The 17,925-nt window shown below is 75.9% G+C and carries 15 protein-coding genes and 1 pseudogene; 9 read left to right on the top strand and 7 right to left on the bottom strand.

What is annotated here, in order from left to right:
* Window positions 1-6 precede the first annotated feature (6 nt).
* Both SLAV_RS03575 and SLAV_RS03570 read right to left on the bottom strand, forming a co-directional pair.
* Window positions 7-396: a response regulator gene (locus SLAV_RS03575; RefSeq protein ID WP_051840703.1), complete on the bottom strand. Its 390-nt coding sequence runs from the start codon at window positions 394-396 to the stop codon at window positions 7-9.
* A gap of 433 nt (window positions 397-829) precedes the next feature.
* Window positions 830-1,756 carry an ArsR/SmtB family transcription factor gene (locus SLAV_RS03570; protein ID WP_030229050.1) on the bottom strand — a complete coding sequence of 309 codons (927 nt, stop codon included), beginning with the start codon at window positions 1,754-1,756 and terminating at the stop codon, window positions 830-832.
* Window positions 1,757-1,855: 99 nt separating this feature from the next.
* Between SLAV_RS03570 and SLAV_RS03565 the strand changes: the two genes are divergently transcribed.
* The 4 genes from SLAV_RS03565 (at window position 1,856) to SLAV_RS03550 (ending at window position 6,011) form a co-directional block, all read left to right on the top strand.
* The gene (locus SLAV_RS03565) at window positions 1,856-3,163 is read left to right on the top strand and encodes an MFS transporter (RefSeq protein ID WP_078950276.1); all 1,308 of its coding nucleotides are present in this window, start codon (window positions 1,856-1,858) and stop codon (window positions 3,161-3,163) included.
* 29 nt (window positions 3,164-3,192) lie between these two features.
* Window positions 3,193-4,083 carry a PhzF family phenazine biosynthesis protein gene (locus SLAV_RS03560; protein ID WP_030229054.1) on the top strand — a complete coding sequence of 297 codons (891 nt, stop codon included), beginning with the start codon at window positions 3,193-3,195 and terminating at the stop codon, window positions 4,081-4,083.
* An 88-nt stretch (window positions 4,084-4,171) separates the two neighbouring features.
* Window positions 4,172-5,419: a phosphodiester glycosidase family protein gene (locus SLAV_RS03555; protein ID WP_030229056.1), complete on the top strand. Its 1,248-nt coding sequence runs from the start codon at window positions 4,172-4,174 to the stop codon at window positions 5,417-5,419.
* Between the two features lie 91 nt (window positions 5,420-5,510).
* The gene (locus SLAV_RS03550; RefSeq protein WP_030229058.1) at window positions 5,511-6,011 is read left to right on the top strand and encodes a hypothetical protein; all 501 of its coding nucleotides are present in this window, start codon (window positions 5,511-5,513) and stop codon (window positions 6,009-6,011) included.
* A gap of 33 nt (window positions 6,012-6,044) precedes the next feature.
* On the opposite strand, the gene SLAV_RS03545 is transcribed toward SLAV_RS03550, so the two are convergent.
* Window positions 6,045-6,653, bottom strand: a complete 609-nt coding sequence (locus tag SLAV_RS03545) for a TetR/AcrR family transcriptional regulator (protein WP_030229061.1) — start codon at window positions 6,651-6,653, stop codon at window positions 6,045-6,047.
* Window positions 6,654-6,741: 88 nt separating this feature from the next.
* Between SLAV_RS03545 and SLAV_RS03540 the strand changes: the two genes are divergently transcribed.
* Window positions 6,742-7,254 carry a cupin domain-containing protein gene (locus SLAV_RS03540; RefSeq protein WP_234333536.1) on the top strand — a complete coding sequence of 171 codons (513 nt, stop codon included), beginning with the start codon at window positions 6,742-6,744 and terminating at the stop codon, window positions 7,252-7,254.
* Window positions 7,255-7,275: 21 nt separating this feature from the next.
* Here the strand turns inward: SLAV_RS03540 and SLAV_RS03535 are convergent, their stop codons facing one another.
* The 3 genes and pseudogenes from SLAV_RS03535 to SLAV_RS03525 all read right to left on the bottom strand — a co-directional run bounded on the left by SLAV_RS03535 (window position 7,276) and on the right by SLAV_RS03525 (window position 9,938).
* Window positions 7,276-8,784, bottom strand: a complete 1,509-nt coding sequence (locus SLAV_RS03535) for a glutamate synthase subunit beta (protein ID WP_030229065.1) — start codon at window positions 8,782-8,784, stop codon at window positions 7,276-7,278.
* Window positions 8,785-8,977: 193 nt separating this feature from the next.
* Window positions 8,978-9,280 (bottom strand): annotated as a pseudogene (locus SLAV_RS03530) (M15 family metallopeptidase); the annotation flags it as partial.
* Window positions 9,281-9,410: 130 nt separating this feature from the next.
* On the bottom strand, window positions 9,411-9,938 hold the full coding sequence (locus SLAV_RS03525) for a hypothetical protein (protein WP_051840709.1): 528 nt from the start codon (window positions 9,936-9,938) through the stop codon (window positions 9,411-9,413).
* Between the two features lie 235 nt (window positions 9,939-10,173).
* Between SLAV_RS03525 and SLAV_RS03520 the strand changes: the two genes are divergently transcribed.
* The gene (locus tag SLAV_RS03520; RefSeq protein WP_030229072.1) at window positions 10,174-10,605 is read left to right on the top strand and encodes a VOC family protein; all 432 of its coding nucleotides are present in this window, start codon (window positions 10,174-10,176) and stop codon (window positions 10,603-10,605) included.
* A gap of 120 nt (window positions 10,606-10,725) precedes the next feature.
* On the opposite strand, the gene SLAV_RS03515 is transcribed toward SLAV_RS03520, so the two are convergent.
* Window positions 10,726-11,835: a mechanosensitive ion channel family protein gene (locus SLAV_RS03515; RefSeq protein ID WP_030229075.1), complete on the bottom strand. Its 1,110-nt coding sequence runs from the start codon at window positions 11,833-11,835 to the stop codon at window positions 10,726-10,728.
* Between the two features lie 372 nt (window positions 11,836-12,207).
* On the opposite strand from SLAV_RS03515, the gene SLAV_RS03510 reads away from it, so the two are divergent.
* The 3 genes from SLAV_RS03510 to SLAV_RS03500 all read left to right on the top strand — a co-directional run bounded on the left by SLAV_RS03510 (window position 12,208) and on the right by SLAV_RS03500 (window position 17,853).
* Window positions 12,208-13,044: an aminoglycoside phosphotransferase family protein gene (locus SLAV_RS03510; protein ID WP_234333538.1), complete on the top strand. Its 837-nt coding sequence runs from the start codon at window positions 12,208-12,210 to the stop codon at window positions 13,042-13,044.
* A 51-nt stretch (window positions 13,045-13,095) separates the two neighbouring features.
* Window positions 13,096-16,707, top strand: a complete 3,612-nt coding sequence (locus tag SLAV_RS03505; RefSeq protein ID WP_158740618.1) for a hypothetical protein — start codon at window positions 13,096-13,098, stop codon at window positions 16,705-16,707.
* 81 nt (window positions 16,708-16,788) lie between these two features.
* Window positions 16,789-17,853: an NAD(P)-dependent oxidoreductase gene (locus tag SLAV_RS03500; protein WP_030229079.1), complete on the top strand. Its 1,065-nt coding sequence runs from the start codon at window positions 16,789-16,791 to the stop codon at window positions 17,851-17,853.
* Window positions 17,854-17,925: the final 72 nt, after the last annotated feature.

Below are 17,925 nucleotides of genomic sequence, written 5' to 3'. Positions count from 1 at the left end.
GCGGGATCAGGCGCGCCCGCTCCCGGCGAGGCGGTGCACGCGGTCGAGGAGGTCGTTCGGATGGAAGGGCTTCGCGAGCACCTCGTCCACCCCCGCCTTCAGCGCCTGTACGGTGCACTCCGGGTCGGCCGGGGGCAGGGCGAGGATCGGGACCCGCCCGTGCCCGGGATCGCGCCGGATCTCCTCGAACAGCGCCACCTCGTCGAGCCCCGGACCGGTGCGCTCGCAGACCACCAGCCCCACCGGCCCCTCGCGCTCCAGCAGAGCCACCGTCTCCCGGCCGCTCCCGCCGTCGACGACCACGTACCCGGCGGCGACGAGGAGCCGTTCGAGCAGCCCCCAGAGCCTGCGGTCCGTCGCGATCAGGAGGATCTTGGCGGGGGTGTCGCCGCTCATGGTGCTTCCTTCCGCTCCGGGCGCTGAGCCCTGAGGCGTGAGCCCCGAGCGGGCTCGGGGCCGTTTCGGGGTGGGGTCGGGGTTTTGCCCGATGCCGGTGGTCCGGCCCCACGGACAAGATCGACTCATGACTCATCGATCCCGGGGTTCCGCCCGGACGGCTCTGACACGGGCCGCCTTCGTGACGGCGCCGCTCCTCATCCTCGCCTACGGCGTCATCCGGCTCACCGACCCGGCTCACCGACCCGGACCACGGCCCCGGCCCGGTCTGGACCACGGGGCACCTGGCGCTGACCGCCGCCATGCTGCTGTTCGTGCCGGTCTTCGCCCGGACACCGGTCGATCGCCTGCCTGCCTGCCTGCCTGCCGGTGCCGGAGGCCCTCCGCCCGTGGCGGGCGCGGCGCCGACCACCGCCCGGGACGGGGGAGGACCCTATGCCCGCGCCAGCAGGGCGTCGCCGAGCTCGCTGGTCGCGTAGTGCACCTCGCGCCGGTAGCGGTGGCTCGTGACGAGACCGGCGTCCCGCAGCACCCCGAGGTGCTGCGAGACCGCGCCGAGGCTGAGCCCCGTCCGGGCCGCCAGCTGGGTCGTGGTGGCGGGCGAGCTCGTGTACGCGAGGAGCAGGGCCCGGCTGCGCCCCAGCAGGCGGGCCAGCCCCTCCCCGGAGGCGCCGCGCCGCTCCCACAGCGTGCCCACGGCCCGCGCCGGGTAGACGACGGCCGGCGGTGTCGGTCCGGGCCCGGTCAGCAGGTGGCAGCGGACCGCGAAGGCGCTCGGGGCCAGGGTGATCCCCCTGCCGTCCAGGTCGAGGACCGCCGGGCCCAGCTCCGGGGAGACCAGGCGGTCGCCCGTCCAGCGCAGCGCCGGATGGAGCCGGGAGAGCACCTCCTGGATGCCGTCCTCCGCCAGCTGCCGGGTGCGGTAGGCGATGTCCGCCTCCAGGACGGCCCGGACGCGCGGCCAGTACGGCCGGACCGCCGCCTCCCACCAGGCGCGCAGGGCGTCCGCCGGGTCTGGCGGGGTCGTCCCGCGCACCCCGTCCGAGGGGACCGTCAGCAGCGCGAGCTCCTCCTCGAACTCGGCCAGCGGGCAGCGCGGAGGGGGCGTCAGGAAGTCCGCCGCGTCCGCCGCCGGACGCTCCCCGGGACCGTCCGCGGCGGTCAGCACCCGCAAGGGGGCGGTCCGCGCGGCGAGGGCCCGGTCCGCCCGCAGCGCCCGTACCGAGGTGAGCCACGGCAGGTGGACGGCGTAGCGCCCCGGATCCGCCACGGCCCGGAAGCTGGTGACGGTCTCCCACAACGGTGAGATCGCGAACCTGACGCCCGCGACGTCCCGCACTCCGAACCGCACCTCGCCCATGTCCCGCCCCCCGTCCGGCGGTACGCCCGATCGCCGCCACCTTTCCGCCCAGACTAAAACAATGGCCGCGCCGCCCCCGCGCCGGTGATCTTCGCCTCCATGACGCACCCCCGCCCCGGCGCCGCCCCGCGCCCCCGCCGCTTCGCTCCGGCCCCCGGCTCCGGCTTCCGCCCGCTCTGGATCGCCGACACCGTGAGCCAGTGCGGATCCGCCGTGACCCTGCTCGGGCTGCCCCTCGTGGCCATCGGCACCCTCGGCGCCACACCGTTCGAGGTCGGCATGCTCGTCGTGTCCGAGTACCTGGCCTTCCTGCTCATCGGCCTGCCCGCCGGCGCCTGGGTGGACCGGCTGCCGCTGCGCCCCGTGATGATCGCGGGCGACCTCGGCCGCGCCGCCCTGCTCCTCTCCGTCCCGGTCGCGGCGTGGTGGGACGCGCTGACGCTCCCCCAGCTGTACGCCGTCGCCTTCGGGATGTCGGTGTGCACGGTCTTCTTCGACGTGGCCGCCCAGAGCGCGCTGCCGCGCCTGGTGGGCGGGGCCGGGCTGGTGCGGGCGAACGTCCGGCTCGAAGCGAGCCGCAACATCACCCAGGTCGGGGGACCCGGCCTGGCCGGTGCGCTCGTCGGCGCCCTCACCGCGCCCGTCGCCCTCGCCGCCGACGCCCTCAGCTACGGCCTCTCGGCGCTGTTCCTCGTGCGGGTGCGGCCCCTCGGCCGGCGGGACGGGGAGCGGCCCGGCACGACACTGCGCGCCGAGATCGCGGAAGGACTCCGCTTCGTCTTCGGGAACCCGGCCCTGCGGGCACTGACCCTCGCCGCCGCCGTCTCCAATCTGTGCGGGACCATCGGGGCCTCCATGCTCCTGGTGCTCCTCGCCGGGGACCTCGGGATGTCCCCGCTGCTGTGCGGCGCGGTGTTCACCGCCGAAGCCGTGGGCGGCCTGATCGGCAGCCTGCTCACCGGCCGGATCGCCACCCGCTGGGGCCAGGGACGCGCGATGTGCGCGTCGGTGGTCGTCAGCGGTCTGCTGTGGCTGCTCGCGCTGCCCTTTTACCGGGCCGACTGGCGGTTCGCCGTGGCCGTGGCCCTCCAGGGGCTGGGCTGGACCGCCTTCATGACCTTCAAGGTGGTCTCGGTCGCCTACCGGCAGCGGCTGTGCCCCGAACCGCTCCTGGGCCGGATGACCGCGACCTTCCGCTTCGTGGTCTGGGGGTCCATGCCGGTCGGCGCGCTCGTCGGAGGGCTGTTGGGCCAGCACTTCGGAGCCCGGCCGGCCCTGTGGACCGGGGCACTGGGCGAGCTCCTCGCCGTACTCCCCCTCCTCCTCTCGCCGCTGCGCACGGCCCGCGAACTGCCGTCTGGCGCGGGCCGGTCCGCGCCCGTCCCCGAACCCGCCGCACGCCCCTGACACCACCCGCATCCCTCAAGGAGCACCTCGTGCGCTACACCCACGTCGACGTCTTCACCGACCGCCCCTACAGCGGGAACAGCCTCGCCGTCTTCCCCGAGGCCTGGGGCCTCGGTGCGGCCCGGATGCTGAGCATCACCAGGGAACTGCGCCACTTCGAATCGGTCTTCCTCGCACGGGATCCCGCACGCCCGCGCACCCACCGGGCCCGGGTCTTCGACCTCGCGGGGGAACTCGACTTCGCGGGCCACCCCCTGATCGGCGCCGCGGCCGTCCTGCACGCCCTGTACGCCCCCGACGCCGCCCCCGCGGACGGCGTCAGCTGGAACCTGCGGCTGCGGTCCCGCACGGTGGAGGCCGTCACCCGCCGCAGGGGACCGGGCCGCTACGAGAGCACCCTGGACCAGGGCCCCGCCAGGTTCCCCCGCCGCCCGTACGGCCCGGACCCGGCCACCTGGGCCGCCATCGCCTCCTGGTTCTCCCTCGACGCCGACGACCTCGACCCGGAGCTGCCGCCCGAGACGGTGTCCACCGGGCTGCGCTACCTGGTCGTCCCGGTCCGGGGCGACGCGCTGGCCCGGGCCCGCGTGGCCACCCCGCTCGACGCGCCCCTGGCCCGTCTGGGGGCCGCGTACGCCTACCTCCTGGACGCCACGGCGCTGGAAGGGCGGCACTGGACCAACGACGGCCTCCTGGAGGACACGGCCACCGGCAGCGGGGCGGGCTGCGCGGCGGCGTACCTGCGTCGCCACGGCCGGCTCGGCGACGGGGAGCGGGCCGTGCTGCGGCAGGGGCGTTTCACCGGCCGGCCCGGCGAGATGGCGGTCAGCGCCCGTGGTCAGGGGACGGACGTCCGTACGGTGCGCGTCGGCGGCGGCGTCGTGATCGTCGGCGAAGGGCGGCTCGCCGAACTCCCCTGACCCCCGCGCCCTTACACATCGGTGTGAACCGGGCCCGAGCCCGGCGGGTCTGCGGGCCTGCTCACGGACCATCACCCACGATGACGCGATGAAGAGGTTCCCCCGCCTCGCCGCCGTCGCGGTCCTGGCCGCCGTCAGCCTCGCCGCCGTCCCGGCCCGCCCGGCGGCGGCCCGCCCCGAGACCGCCCGCCCGCAGGAGCCCCGGCCCGGGGCGAGCCGCCCCGAGGAGCCGGCGCCCGGGGTGGGCTACCGGGAGTTCACCGTCCCCACCTCGCACGGCAGCGCCCGCGTCCATCTCGTCGAAGTCGACCTGCGCACGCCAGGGGTACGGGCCGACCTGCTCTACCCCGGCTCCGTCAGCGGCCGGGCGCCGGTGTCGCAGATGGCGCGGCGGCAGGGAGCCGTGGCCGCGATGAACGGGGACTTCTTCCACATGGTGGAGAGCCAGCACCCCGGAATCGCCGCCACCGGCTCCCCCTCCGGCCCCGAGGTGAAGGACGGTCGCGCGCTCAAGGCCGCCGTGCCCGAAGGGCAGCGGTTCGGCTGGAAGCCCCCGGCGGGGGACAGCGCGCGGGACGTGGTCGGCGTGGGCACCGACGGCAAGGCGCGCAGCGGCCGGCTGAAGCTGGTCGGGCGCGTGGAGACCCCGGCGGGGCGGCTCGCCCTGGGCGGGTACAACCAGTACGCCCTGCCCGTCGGTTCCGTCGGGCTGTTCACCTCGCAGTGGGGCTCCGCCTCCCGGGCACGGGCGGTGTGCGGCACCGACAAGAGCCGCTCGGCCCCCTGTTCGGAGGAGGTCTACGAGGTCACCGTCCGCCGGGGTGAGGTGGTCTCCGGTTCCGACACCCCCGGCAGCGGGCCCGTCGACGCCGACACCCAGATCCTGCTGGGCCGGGAGGCGGGCGCGGAGGCGCTCCGCGACCTGGTGCCCGGTACGCGCGTCCGGATCTCCTACGACCTCGACTCCGGCCCCGGAGCCCCCTTCCGCTTCGCCCTGGGCGCCCACACCGTGCTGCGCGGCCACCGGCCGTTGCCGGGCCTGGACGCGAGGACCGCGGAGCCCCGTTCGGCGGTGGGCATCGGCGAGGGCGGGGACGCGCTGTTCCTGCTGGTCACCGACGGCCGGGAGGGCACCTCCACCGGCCTGACCGTGCGTGAACTCGCCGACGTACTGCGCTCGCTCGGCTGCGTCGAGGGCCTCTACATGGACGGCGGCGCCTCCTCCACCCTCGCCGTCCGCGACCGCGCGACCGGGACGGTCGCCGTCCGCAACCACCTCCAGCAGGGCCAGGAACGGCGCGTCCCGAACGGCATCGCGATCACCGCCGGAAGGTGAACGCCCCCGGCCGGGGGACCCGGTGGGGCGGGGGAGGCGGGCTGGTGCGAGACTGGGCGGCCGGGACGGCGGGGAGAGGACGGGCGGGAACGTGCGACGGGGGCGAGGGCGCTGGGTGCCCGCGGTGCTGGTGATGGCGGCGGCGACGGCCTGCGGCGCCCCCCTCCAGGACCTGGGGCCGTTGCCCCCGAGGTATTCGGGCCCGCCGCTGGCCGCGGACGAGGCCGTGGCCGACCTGACGGCGGCGATGGCCGAGGAGGGGGTGACGGTGCGTCGGATGCCGCAGAACATGAGCCCGATCGAGTGCCACGAGACCCTGGGGGCCGAGTACCCCTCGGCGACGGCGGACGCGGCCCTGCGGTCCGGGTTCGCCCGCGCCCGCTCCGGCCACGGCTGGAAGGAATCCCAGGCCCCCGCGGAGGGCATGCTCGGCCTCCGCAAGGCCAACTGGACCGCGACCACCGAGCTCACCGGCTCCGCCGCGGCGGAGTTCCCCACCGCGCAGGTCGTCATCACCCTGCTCTGCGACGGCGCCCACTCGAAGCCCCAGGCCCCGGCGACCCCCTCGGCGGGCTCCCCGACCGCCCGCTGAGACCCGCCCGGCGCGCCCCGGCGGGAACCCGCGTCAGCGGGAGCCGTCGCGGCCCGTCGGCCCGGCCCCGCGCGGGCGCAGGCCGTCGAAGGCGAGGTCGAGGAAGCGGTGCCAGTCCCCGCTCCCCGTCCGGATGATCCCGGACAGTCCGCCGACGATCATGTACACATCGGCGACGGTGAGGTCGTCCCGGAGGGTGCCGGCGGTCCGCCCCTGCTCGATCAGGGCCGAGACGGCGTCCTCCAGGTGCCGCAGCGTCTCCCCTCCGGGTGCCGAGGAGCCCACGGCGGCCGCGACGGAGGCCGTCAGGCCCCGGCCCTCGGCGAGGATCCCCCCGACGTGGCGCAGGTACCGGGCCAGCCCCCGGCCCTCCTCGGGTTCGCTCAGGCAGTCGGTCAGGGCGAGCCGGAGGATCTCGGCGAACCGCTGTTCCGCCGCCGCCTCCACGAGGGCCTGCTTGGAGGGGAAGTGCCGGTAGAGGGTGCCGATGCCGACCCCGGCTGCCCGGGCCACCTCCGGCATCTGGACCTCCTCGCCGTGCTCCTCGAACAGGGCGCGGGCGGCGGCCAGCACCAGGGCGCGGTTGCGCTCCGCGTCGGCGCGCGGCCTGCGGCCGCCGTTCGGTGGCGGGGGCGTTGACAAGCCGACCACTCCTCCGCGTACATTGGGCCCGTCATTAAACGGAACCGGATTCCGGTTCACATTGTGCCACGCGAGGAGGGTCCGCGTCATGCACGGAGAAGACATGCCGGAGCAGGTCACGTCCGCACGAGGGGCATCCGGAGCAGAGCGTTTCGTCCTGCTGGGGCCCGGCGCCGCCCGGCCGGGCCGCGTACCGCTGCCCCCGGCCTTCGCCGTCAAGGCCACGACGGCCGACACCGGGGGGCGGCTGTCGCTGCTGGAGGTGACCCTCGCCAGGGACATCCCGCGGCACACCCACCACCGGGCCGACGAGTGCGTCTACGTACTGGAGGGAACCCTCGACATCGAGTTCGACGACCGGACCCACTCGGCCCCGCCGGGCACCTTCGCCCTGCTGCCCCGGGGCGTCCCGCACGCCCTGCGCCGGGCCTCCGACCCGCCCCCGCGCGTCCTGCAGATCTCCTCGCCCGGTGGCTGGGAGTGCTACGTCGAGGACCTGATCGAGGCGGGCCCCGCCGTGCTCACCGACGGGGAACTGGATCCCGTGAAGATCAACCCCATCGCCGCCCGGCACCACATCGAGTACGAGACCCGGCCCTGAGCGCCGACGGTCCCGCGGGGCCTACAGGTCCCCGTACCGCATCCGGCCCAGGGCCGTCATGGGCTGGTCGTGCGCGGCCACCGGCGCGGGCAGCGCCGTCGAGCCGGTCAGGTAGCGGTCCACCGCCGAGGCCGCCGACCGGCCCTCGGCGATGGCCCAGACCACCAGCGACTGGCCCCGCCCCGCGTCCCCGGCGACGAACACCCCCGGAGCCCGCCCGCCGGCGGCGGCGAATCCCGCGTCCCGGGCGAAGTTCCCGCGCCCGTCGAACTCCAGCCCCAGCTGCTCGCTCAGCCCGCCCGCCCGCTCGGGGCCGGAGAATCCCAACGCCAGCAGGACGAGCCCGGCCGGGATCACCCGCTCGGTCCCGGTCATGGGCCGCCGCGCCTCGGGTTCGACGGCGGTCAGGCGCAGCGCCCGTACCCGGCCGTCGGCGTCCCCCTCGAACCGCAGGGTGGCGCAGGAGAAGAGCCGGGGGTCGCTCCCGGCCTGCCCACGGGCCTCCTCGTGGGCGTGGGAGATCCGGTAGACCTTCGGGTACACCGGCCACGGCTCCCCGTCACGGCGGGCGGGCCCCGGCTCCGGATTGATGTCGAGCTGGACCACCGAGAGCGCTCCCTGCCGCAGGGCCGTGCCGAGACAGTCCGAGCCGGTGTCGCCACCGCCGACGATCACGACGTGGGCCCCGTCCGCCGTCACCGGGGACACCGCGCAGTCGCCCTCGCGCACCCGGTTGGCGCAGGTCAGGTAGTCCATCGCCTGATGGATGCCGAGCAGCCCGCGCCCCGGGACCGGCAGCTCCCTGCGCTCCCCGGCGCCGACCGCGACGACGAGGGCGTCGAAGCGCCCGCGCAGCTCGTCCGCCCGCTCGGCGCCGCCGACGTCCGCTCCGGTCACGAACGCGGTCCCCTCGGCCCGCATCTGTTCGATCCGGCGGTCGAGGTGGGCCTTCTCCATCTTGAACTCGGGTATGCCGTAGCGGAGCAGGCCCCCGATCCGGTCGGCCCGCTCGTGCACGACGACCCGGTGTCCGGCCCGGGTCAGCTGCTGCGCCGCGGCGAGCCCCGCAGGCCCGGAGCCGATCACGCCCACGGACTTCCCGCCGTGCCGCTCCGGCGGGCGGGGGGTCATGTAGCCGCGCCTCAGTCCCTCGTCGGCGATCGTCTGCTCGACGTTCTTGATGGTCACCGGATCGGCGTTGATCGTCAGGACGCAGGCGTCCTCGCAGGGCGCCGGGCAGAGCCGGCCGGTGAACTCCGGGAAGTTGTTCGTGGCGTGCAGCCGCTCGTACGCGGCGCTCCAGTCCCCGTGCGCTGCGTAGGCGTTCCACTCGGGGATGAGGTTTCCCAGGGGGCAGCCGGTGTGGCAGAAGGGGATGCCGCAGTCCATGCAGCGGTCGGCCTGCTCGCGGACAAGCGGCAGCAGCGCCTGGCCCGCGTACACCTCGCGCCAGTCCCCGAGCCGCTCCTCGACGGGCCGCGCCGCGACGGCCTTGCGGGGGATCCTGAGGAAGCCGAACGGATCGGTCACGCGCCGCCTCCCTGGCCCGTGCGAGCGGGTACGAGGCGCGGTACGGCGCGCCTGGCGCGCGCCGTATGCAACCTTTCGACCAGATTACGCCGTCCAGGCGATTCGGAACCCGCTCGGGACGGCATCCGCCCGTCTCGGCCCCCTACGCCGCCCCGTGGGGGCCGTAGGGGGCCGAGGCGGCGCCCGTGGCCAGGGCCCAGTCGGGGTGCTCCGCCCTCAGGGCGGCGGCGTACTCCTCGAAGTACCGGCGCTGGAGCGAGGGGGGCCGGTACCCCTCGACGAACAGCAGCCGGGTTCCCGCGGGCAGGGCGCGCTGGGCCGCCAGGAGGCGGTCGAGGACGCCCTCGCGGAGCATGGCGAAGGCCCCTGCGGGGTCCTGCTTCCGGGAATCGACCAGTAAGGAGCCCCCGGCGCGCACGTCCACCAGCGGTTCACCGCATTCGGCCACGGGCACGGCCGAGACCCTGGGGTCGGACATCAGGATGATTTCGTTCATGGGTCGATCATCCCCCGGGGCGCCGCGGGCCCGGCCCCGGATCCCCCGGATCCCCCGGGGCGAACGGGCCGCTCCGACGGGGCGTCGTCCCGGCGGCGGTCCGGGATCCGGACCGCCGCCGGGGCCGGGCTCAGTAGCCCCAGCGCGGCTGGCCGCCGTCCTGCCGGCAGGAGATCATGCGGCCGTTCCCGGCGTGCGTGGAGCGTCCCACGTCCGCCTTGCGGCAGAACTGGCCCGCGTTGTAGCAGTTGCCCGCGTTGGAGACGATCTCGCAGTCGGCCTTCGCGGGCTGCTCCGGCGCCGTGGTCGGCGCTTTCGTCGTCGGCTTCGGCGCGGGCTGGGTGGCGGCCCGGGTCGGGGCGGGGGAGTCGGGGGCCTTCGCGTCCGGGGCGGCGGTGGTGGCGGACGGGCTCGGCAGCGCTGTCGGCGTCGGAGTCGGCGTCGGGGACGCGGTGGGGGAGGGGGTCGCCGTCGGGGACGCCGAGGCGAGGGGCGGCGGTACGGCGGGACCGCCGCCCTCCGCGGGTCCGCAGGCGACGGCGACGCCCGCCGCCAACAGGCCGACGAACACGAGCCGGATCCGCCCGGCCCGCCGCCCCGCCCCGCGGCCGTTCGCCGTCGCCGTGGCTCTGTCCCGGCCGCTCTTCGCGCTGTACATCCGTGCCCCCACCTGAAGTTGATCGCGTGGATTTGGTTAAAGGAGCAACATCATAGGAACGGGCATCCGGTTCTGTGGCGGTCTCCACCCAATCGTGACCACCGGTGCCGATACCCCTCCTTCCCTCCCGCGCAAGGGCGTTGCGGCGTGCGGGTCCGCCACCCGCTGCGCGAGGCTGGACCCGACGTGGCCCCGGCGACACCGCCGACCGACGCACGCGTGTGAGGAGATCCCCGTGAACTGGACGCTGGAAGTGGTCCCGGTCCCCGTGACCGACCTGGACCGCGCGAAGGAGTTCTACGCCGACCAGGTCGGCTTCACCGTCGACCTCGACAGCGAGGTGGCACCCGGCGTGCGCGTCATCCAGCTCACCCCGCCCGGCTCCCGCTGTTCGATCGCCATGCTCCAGGGCATGCCCGCCGCCCCCGGCACGAAGGCGATGGCCCCCGGCACGCTCCAGGGGCTCCAGCTCTGCGTCACGGACATCGAGGCGGCCCGCGCGGAGCTCGTGGCCCGGGGCGTGGACGTGTCCCCGGTCCGCCACATCGGCGCGACGGGCTGGGCGGACGGCAAGGGGGAGACCTGGAACTCCTTCATGTCGTTCGAGGACCCGGACGGCAACGGCTGGACGGTCCAGGAAGCGCCCTCGGAGCTCTCGCAGCGCTGAATCGCGCCCTCGTCCCGGACCGCCTGCCCGGACCGCACCGCCGCGCCGCTCCGGCCCCGCAACGGACGCCGGCCCCGGGGGAGCACCCCCCGGGGCCGGGCGTCGCGCACACCGCTGCGGCTACCGGTCTGCCAGGAACGCGTCCGACGAGGCCTCGCGCTGGTGCGGGAGCGAGGGCGGCCCGGAGGGTGCCACCTGGGGGCCGTCCTGGCGGAGCGACACCGTCCGCGCGGGGGCGGGGATCGAGATGCCCTCGGCCCGGTACCGCTGGTGCAGGCGCTTGATGAACTCGTGCTTGATCCGGTACTGGTCGCTGAACTCGCCCACGCCCAGGATCACCGTGAAGTTGATCCTGGAGTCGGCGAACGTGTGGAACCGCACCGCCGCCTCGTGGTCCGGAACGCCGCCGGTGATGTCGGCCATCACGCTGTCCACGACGTCGAGCGTGATCGCCTCGACGTGCTCCAGGTTGCTCTCGTAGCCCACCCCGACCTGCACGAGGATCGACAGCTTCTGCTCGGGCTGCGTGTAGTTGGTCATGTTGGTCCGCGCCAGGCGCCCGTTGGGGATGATGACCAGGTTGTTCGACAGGTTGCGCACCACGCTGTTGCGCCAGTTGATGTCGACGACGTACCCCTCCTCCCCGCTGCTGAGCCGGATGTAGTCACCGGGCTGGACGGTCTTCGAGGCGAGGATGTGCACACCGGCGAAGAGGTTGGCGAGGGTGTCCTGCAGGGCCAGGGCGACCGCGAGGCCGCCGACGCCGAGGGCCGTGACCAGCGGGGCGATGGACACTCCGACGGTCTCCAGGGCCACGAGCACGCCCATCGTCAGCACCACGATCCGCGTGATGTTCACGAAGATGGACGCGGAGGCCGCGACCCCCGTCCGGGACTGCGCCACCGACTGCACGAGACCCGCGACGACCCGGGCCGCGGTGACCGTCGCGATGAGGATGAGCACGGCGGTCAGGGACTGGTTCACCAGCCCCCCGATCCGGGCGGTGAGCGGCAGCGCCGACACCGCCACGGCCACGCCCGCGATGACCGCGGCCCACGGCGCGAGGGTGCGCAGCGAGTCGACGATCAGGTCGTCCCCGGTCCACTTGGTGCGCAGGGCGTGCTTGGCCAGCCACTTCAGCAGGGCGCGCACCAGCAGCCCCGCCACGCCGCCCGAGGCCAGGGCGATGGCGGCGACCACCCAGTCGTGCAGGACGAGGTCACGGGTCAACGGACGTCCTCCGGGCCTCGCGCGTCCGCAGCCGGCGCCGTGGCCGCCGCTCGCCGTATGTGTTGTGTCGTCACGATGTCACCTGTCAGGTCGTGTTGCGTGCCGACCCCGTTCGCAACGGTGTGCGCATCCGGGGCGAGCTGCCATCCTGCCTCATGGAACCGAAGACTCCGCAGGTGGGCCGGGGGACGCGCGCGCCCTGCCGCCCCGGCCCCGCCGCCACCTGCCGGTAAACCGTTCGACACGCGTGGCCGCCCCGCAGTGTGATGTCCCGTACGGGCCCCGCGGGAGGCGGGGCCGCCGTGGAACACCACCCCACAGAACAGGAGTACGGGGATTCCCGAGATCGACGCCACGCTGGCCAGGCGCCTCGTGGACCGCCGGTTCCCCCGGTGGGCGCGGCTGCCCCTGCGGCCCGTCGGGCCGGCCGGCTCCGACCACGTGATCTTCCGGCTCGGCGACGGACTGTCGGTCCGCCTGCCCCGCCACGAGGGAGCCGCCGGACAGGCGCACAAGGAGGCCGAGTGGCTGCCCCGGCTCGCCCCGCACCTGCCGCTGACCGTCCCGACGCCCGTCGCCGTCGGTGAACCCGCCTTCGGGTACCCGTGGCCGTGGGCGGTGTCCCGCTGGATCGACGGCGAGGTGGCGACGGTCGAAGCCCTCGGCGATTCGACGGAGACGGCCGTCCGCCTCGCCGGGTTCCTCCGGGCCCTCCAGAGCTGCGCCCCGCCGGACGCGTCCGAGGCCGACGGCCGGGCGGACCTCACCGGAGAACCCCTCGGCGATCGCGACCGGGACACGCGGGAGGCCATCGCCGCGACCGGCGACCGGTTCGGTGCGAGGGCGATGACCCGTCTGTGGGAAGCCGCGATCGAGGCCCCCGGCTGGGACCGCCCCGCCGTCTGGTTCCACGGCGACTTCCACACCGGCAACCTCCTGACCAACGGCGGCCGCATCGGTGCCGTCATCGACTTCGGCGGCCTCGGGACCGGAGACCCCGCCCCCGACCTCACCATCGCCTTCACGCTGATGTCGCCCCGCAGCCGGCACGCCTTCCGCACCGCGCTCGGCGTCGACGACGCCACTTGGGCCCGGGGCCGCGGCTGGGCCCTGGCCACCGGTCTGAACGCCCACACCGCCTACGCCGCCACCAGCCCCCGGATCGCCGCCCAGACCACCCGTCAGATCACCCAGGCGCTCATCGGCTGAGCGGTCGTCGGCGCAGACCCGTTGTCGGACCCCCGTCCTAGCATGGCGATCATGAGCAACTCGCAGAAAAGTTCGACCGCCGACGTGGTACGGGGCCTCCTCGCGCCCCCCACCGCGACCACCCCCGCGCCCGTGCCCCCGGGCGGCGCCGCGCTCCGGGTGGTCGAGGAAGCACGCCCCGCGCGTACGGTCGGCGCGGGCGTCGCCGCGGCGGGCGGGCCGGACGGCGAAGTCGCCCTCCGTCTGCGGGAGCTGATACGCGCACACCTCGCGGGCCGCCCCGACCGCTGGCGCGGCCTCCACGACGCGCTGGCCGCCCACCGGGGCACCCTCCCGGGCCTGCTGGCGGACGTACCCGGCCCCGCACCGGCGGACGGACCGGGCGGGGTCCGCCCGCCCGTGCCCCGCAGCGTCCACGCCACCCTGGCCCTGCTGCTGGAGCACGCCGCCCCCGAGGAGGCGGCCGCCGCGCTGACGGCCCTGCCCGACCGGACGGTCGAGGCGCTGCTCTCCACCGGTTCGCTCCCGGGTCCGGGCCTCACCGCCGCCGTCACCGAGCACGGGGACCTCCGGACCCGTACCGCCCTGGGCCGCCACAGCCGGATCGACCCCCGGGTGCTCGGGCGGCTGCTCGCGGTGGGCGACTCCCGGCTCGGCGCGGTCGTCTACCGCAACCCGCGCTGCACCCAGTCCCTGCGCCGCACCCTCGCCCACGGCCTCGACCGGGTCCCGATGGACGCGGACCTGCGGGCCGACCTGACCGACCCCGAGGGACACCCGCCGGCCACCTGGCTGACGCCCCTGCTCGGCTCCGGTGACCCGCAGCTGACCGCCCGCGCCCTGCTGCTCGTCGACGGGCGGGGGGTCGTCCAGCGGTACGCGCTCGTCCGCGTGTGGGAATGCGCCGGACCGGCGGCGGTGCGCGCCATCCTCGACGAGCGGTCCATCGCGTGGCGCCTGAGCATCCCCGTCGTCGCGGCCGTCGAGAAGGCGCTCGCCGCCGAAGCCGCGGCGGACGACGGCGTCGCGCTGCGCCGCCTGCGCGAGGGGTGCGAGCCCTACGGGGACCCCTCGCGGCTCCCGGCCCTGCTGGCCACCGCCCGCGGCACCAGCACCCTGCGCGACCTGCTCGCCGAGCCGTACGCGCACGACCTGCCCGCCCTGGCCGGGGCCCACGCGGCCACCCCGTTCATGCCCAAGGCGTGCGAGGAACTGGCCCGCCACGAGGACGCGAGCGACGAGCAGCGCCTCTCGTTCCGGCTCAGCGTCCTCAACGAGCCCTGGCGCGCGGGCGGCCGCCGGTCCGGGAACACGCACCCGCCCGAGCTGCGGCTCGCCCGCGAACCGCTGGACGCCCACGCCGCCATCTGGGCGGACGGCATGGTCACCGCCGGGCTGCTGGACCCGGTCGAACTGGTCCGCACCGCACACCCCGCCGTGCACGCCCTCGCCGCGCTGACCCGGCTGGCCGGCCGGGGACGGCTCGGCGACGCGGCACCGGCGGCCCTGCGCGAGCTGGCCGCAACCCACCTCGGCGAGCGCCCCGAGGCCTGGGCCGCCCTGGACACCCTGCTCCCGGCCCACCAGGGCACCCTCCAGGCCCTGATCACCGAGGCGGGCGCCACACCGCCCGCCGCTCCCGCCCCGGAGGACGACCCGCAGTACACGGCCACGGCCGGGGCCGGAACGGGGTCCGGGGCGCAGTCCGGGACCGCCCGGCCAGCGGCCCCGGGCGCCGAACCGCCCGCCGTGCCGCAGCGGCGGGAGGAGCGGGCCGCGCTCGCGGCCCTCGACCTGCTGCGCTCCCTCGCCGCCGCCCCCGACGAGGTCCCGGACCCCACCGACCCCGGCGTGCTCCGGTTCCTGGCCCACCACTGGCAGGACGAGGCCCCCGGTCTCACCACCCCCCGATGGCTCGTCCGTGCCTGCGCGGAGCAGGGAGTCGAGTCGCCCCACGACGGCTCCTGGTACACCGCGCCAGACCCCGCCGAGGTCCGGGCGGAACTCCCCCAGAGCTGGGGCTCCACCGCCGCACCCATCGACATGGCCTACACCCAGGGGCTCCTCCCGGCCGAGGAACTCCCCAACCTGCTGCCGGCCCGCCGCCTGCTCAGCCTCCCCCACGACTGGCGCCGCTTCGCCTTCGCCGCGGCCTGGCCGGCCGCGGTCGGACGCCTGCTGCGCCCGGCCCTCGGCACCGACCCCGACGCCTGGCTGCGGCTGGCCGAGACCGCGTCGGCCGCCGCCGGCTCGGCCGATCCCCGGTCGGCCGACGGACCCACCTGGGCGGAGCTGCTGGAACTCTCCGCAGGACCGGCCGACGCCCTCACGGAGAACCCCGCGTACCGGCCGCTGGAGGACCCGAAGTCCGCCACCCCCCGCCCCACCACCCCGGAGGAGGCCATCCACCTCGTGGGGGTGGGCAACCACCGCTGGACCTGGCCGATCGGCACCCTGCTCTGCCTGGCCGACGCCGACACCGTCGACGCCGTCCTGCCCCGGCTCGGCCCCGACGGGCCCTGGCTGCTCGCCGCGTACCTGACGCGCCACGAGCGGACCCCCCGTACCGCCTTCCGCCGACTGCTGGCCGGACGCGATCCGCACGCCCTGCGCGTCCTCGCCGCCCGCACCCGCCGACTGGAGGCCGGCGCGGACGTACTGCTCGCCGACCTCGACGACCCCGAGGTGGACCTCACCCTCCTGCGCTACGGCAGCACCACACCGACGGGCCGGCGCATCGTGGCCCGCTCCCGCCCCCGGGGCACGTCCGGCGAGCGGACCGCGTCGGTCGGCGCGCTCGTGCTGGCCGAGGCACGCAAGGACCCGTCCGGCCGACTGTTCGGCGGCGCCCTCTGGCTGCACTCGACCGAACCCGACCTGATCGAGGAGGTCTTCGTCAGGGACCGCGACCTGAGCCTCCTCCAGCAGGTCCTCGGCTGTGTGAACCTGCTCGAACACGGCGGCGCCGACCGGCTGGCGGCCTTCGTCCGGCGCGATCTGCTCGGCCAGGCGGCGGCCACCCTGTGCGCGAAGGCGCTGGCCTCCGCGGACCCGGCGGCCGTGCTCCGGGCCCGGGCCGCCCGGGAACTGGCCCCGGCGAAGTTCATCACGCGGCTGCGGCGCGACCGTCCCGCCTGGCATGCCCCGGGCGGGGCGGCCACCGTGCCCGGCGGCATCGACTGGGAGGCCGTGGAGGCCGCCCACGCCGAGGAGCCGCTCCCGAACTGGGAGTGGGTCGTCAACAGCGCCTCCGCCCCGGCCGGACTGCGCCTGCGCCACGCCGCCCTGGTACGGGAGCCGGGCCCGGACGGCCTGCCCGACGGCGCGGAGCTCACCCGGGCCCGCGCCCGGTACGGGCTGGGCGGGATGTACCACTGCCCGCTGCCGACCCAGCTCGACGGACTGCTCGCCTCCGGCATGCTCACCGGCGTCGACCTGCTGCACGTGGCGGCCCCGGCGGCGCTGATGCTGGCCTACCTCGGCGGCGCGGCCCGCCGTACGGACGCCCCCGAGCAGGCACACGCGGCCCTGACGGCCCTCACCCGCCTCGTGGCCACCCGCCTCGGCAACGACCCGCAGGCCTGGCGGCGCGTCACCGACCGGCTCACGGGCCGGGACCCGCAGTGGGAGCCCCTGTCACCGGTGGCCGCCCTGCTGGGCTGAGCCGGGGCCGACCGGGCCGGCGGCCCCTCCCGCGGGGGTGCGGCCGCCGTAGGGCAGGCGGACGGGGAAGGGGAAACGTACATGCACAAGGCACGGATCCTGCTGCTCGACGCGGCGCCCGGCGAGCTGATGGCGCGCGAGCTCGACCGCCTGCTCGGACACGGGCTGGAGATCACGCTGAACCTCCGCAGGGTCACCGACCACACGGGCACCCGCGAGGCCTGGGGCGACCGGATGGAGTTCACCGACTTCGACGCCTTCGACGAGTCCGCCCTGACCGCCGCGACCGTCCGCGGGGGAGAGGGCTACGACGCCCTCAAGTCCCGCGCCGGAGTGCCCCTGCGCGCCCGGTTCCTGGCCGCCGCCACCGATCCGGCGCTGGCCCGCCCACTGCGCGTGATCGGGCGGGCCGGGGCGGGCTTCGACCACGTCGAACTGCCCGCCGCCGCCCGGCACGGAGTCACCGTCACCCACACCCCCGGGTCCAACGCGGGCGCCGTCGCCGAGTTCGCGCTGGCCCAGCTCCTCGCCCTGACCCGCGACCTGCCGGCCCACAACGCGACCGCGCACCGCGGCGTCTGGCGCGCCCCGGCGGCTCCGGCCGCGCAGCTCTCGGAGCTGACCCTGGGCATCGCCGGCCTGGGCCGCACCGGCTCGGCGCTGGCCGAGCGGGCGGCGGCCCTGGGCATGGACGTCCAGGGCCTCTCCCGGCAGCACCGGGCCGGGACACCACCGGCCCGCCCGGTCCGCTCCCTCACGGCCCTGCTCACGACCAGCGACGTGGTCTCCCTGCACCTGCCGCTCACGGCGGAGACCCGGGGGATGATCGGGCGGGCGGAGCTGGCCTCGATGCGCCCCGGCTCGATCCTGCTGAACACCGCCCGCGGCGGGATCGTGGACGAACAGGCCCTGGCCGACGCCCTGCGCGACCCCGGGCACCCCCTGGCGGCCACGGCGGTCGACACCTTCGCCCGTGAGCACGCGGCCTTCGCGTCCCCGCTGTTCGGCCTGCCGAACGCCCTGCTGACCCCGCACGTCGCCGGGATGACCCGGAGCGCCATGAGCACCGCCGCCCTGCACTGCGCCGACCACATCGCAGCCCTCCTCGTCGGCCGCCCGGAGGGCGTCCCCGTGGTGAGCGCGTGACGGCGTGAAGCGCGCCCGGCCAAGGGCCGCCCCGGGGCTCCCCGCCACCCGCCCCGCGATGGCACGATACGC

Source organism: Streptomyces lavendulae subsp. lavendulae (genome assembly GCF_002803845.1).
In the GTDB taxonomy this organism is placed as follows: Bacteria; Actinomycetota; Actinomycetes; order Streptomycetales; family Streptomycetaceae; genus Streptomyces; species Streptomyces lavendulae.
This window is presented reverse-complemented; position numbering and strand designations above follow the sequence as displayed.

Excerpts from the sequence above, each read along its gene's own strand:
- SLAV_RS03500 (WP_030229079.1), top strand. The coding sequence starts at position 16,789 with ATGCACAAGGCACGGATCCTGCTGCTCGACGCGGCGCCCGGCGAGCTG.
- SLAV_RS03575 (WP_051840703.1), bottom strand. The coding sequence starts at position 396 with ATGAGCGGCGACACCCCCGCCAAGATCCTCCTGATCGCGACGGACCGC.
- SLAV_RS03555 (WP_030229056.1), top strand. The coding sequence starts at position 4,172 with ATGAAGAGGTTCCCCCGCCTCGCCGCCGTCGCGGTCCTGGCCGCCGTC.
- SLAV_RS03525 (WP_051840709.1), bottom strand. The coding sequence starts at position 9,938 with ATGTACAGCGCGAAGAGCGGCCGGGACAGAGCCACGGCGACGGCGAAC.
- SLAV_RS03570 (WP_030229050.1), bottom strand. The coding sequence starts at position 1,756 with ATGGGCGAGGTGCGGTTCGGAGTGCGGGACGTCGCGGGCGTCAGGTTC.
- SLAV_RS03505 (WP_158740618.1), top strand. The coding sequence starts at position 13,096 with ATGAGCAACTCGCAGAAAAGTTCGACCGCCGACGTGGTACGGGGCCTC.
- SLAV_RS03540 (WP_234333536.1), top strand. The coding sequence starts at position 6,742 with ATGCACGGAGAAGACATGCCGGAGCAGGTCACGTCCGCACGAGGGGCA.
- SLAV_RS03565 (WP_078950276.1), top strand. The coding sequence starts at position 1,856 with ATGACGCACCCCCGCCCCGGCGCCGCCCCGCGCCCCCGCCGCTTCGCT.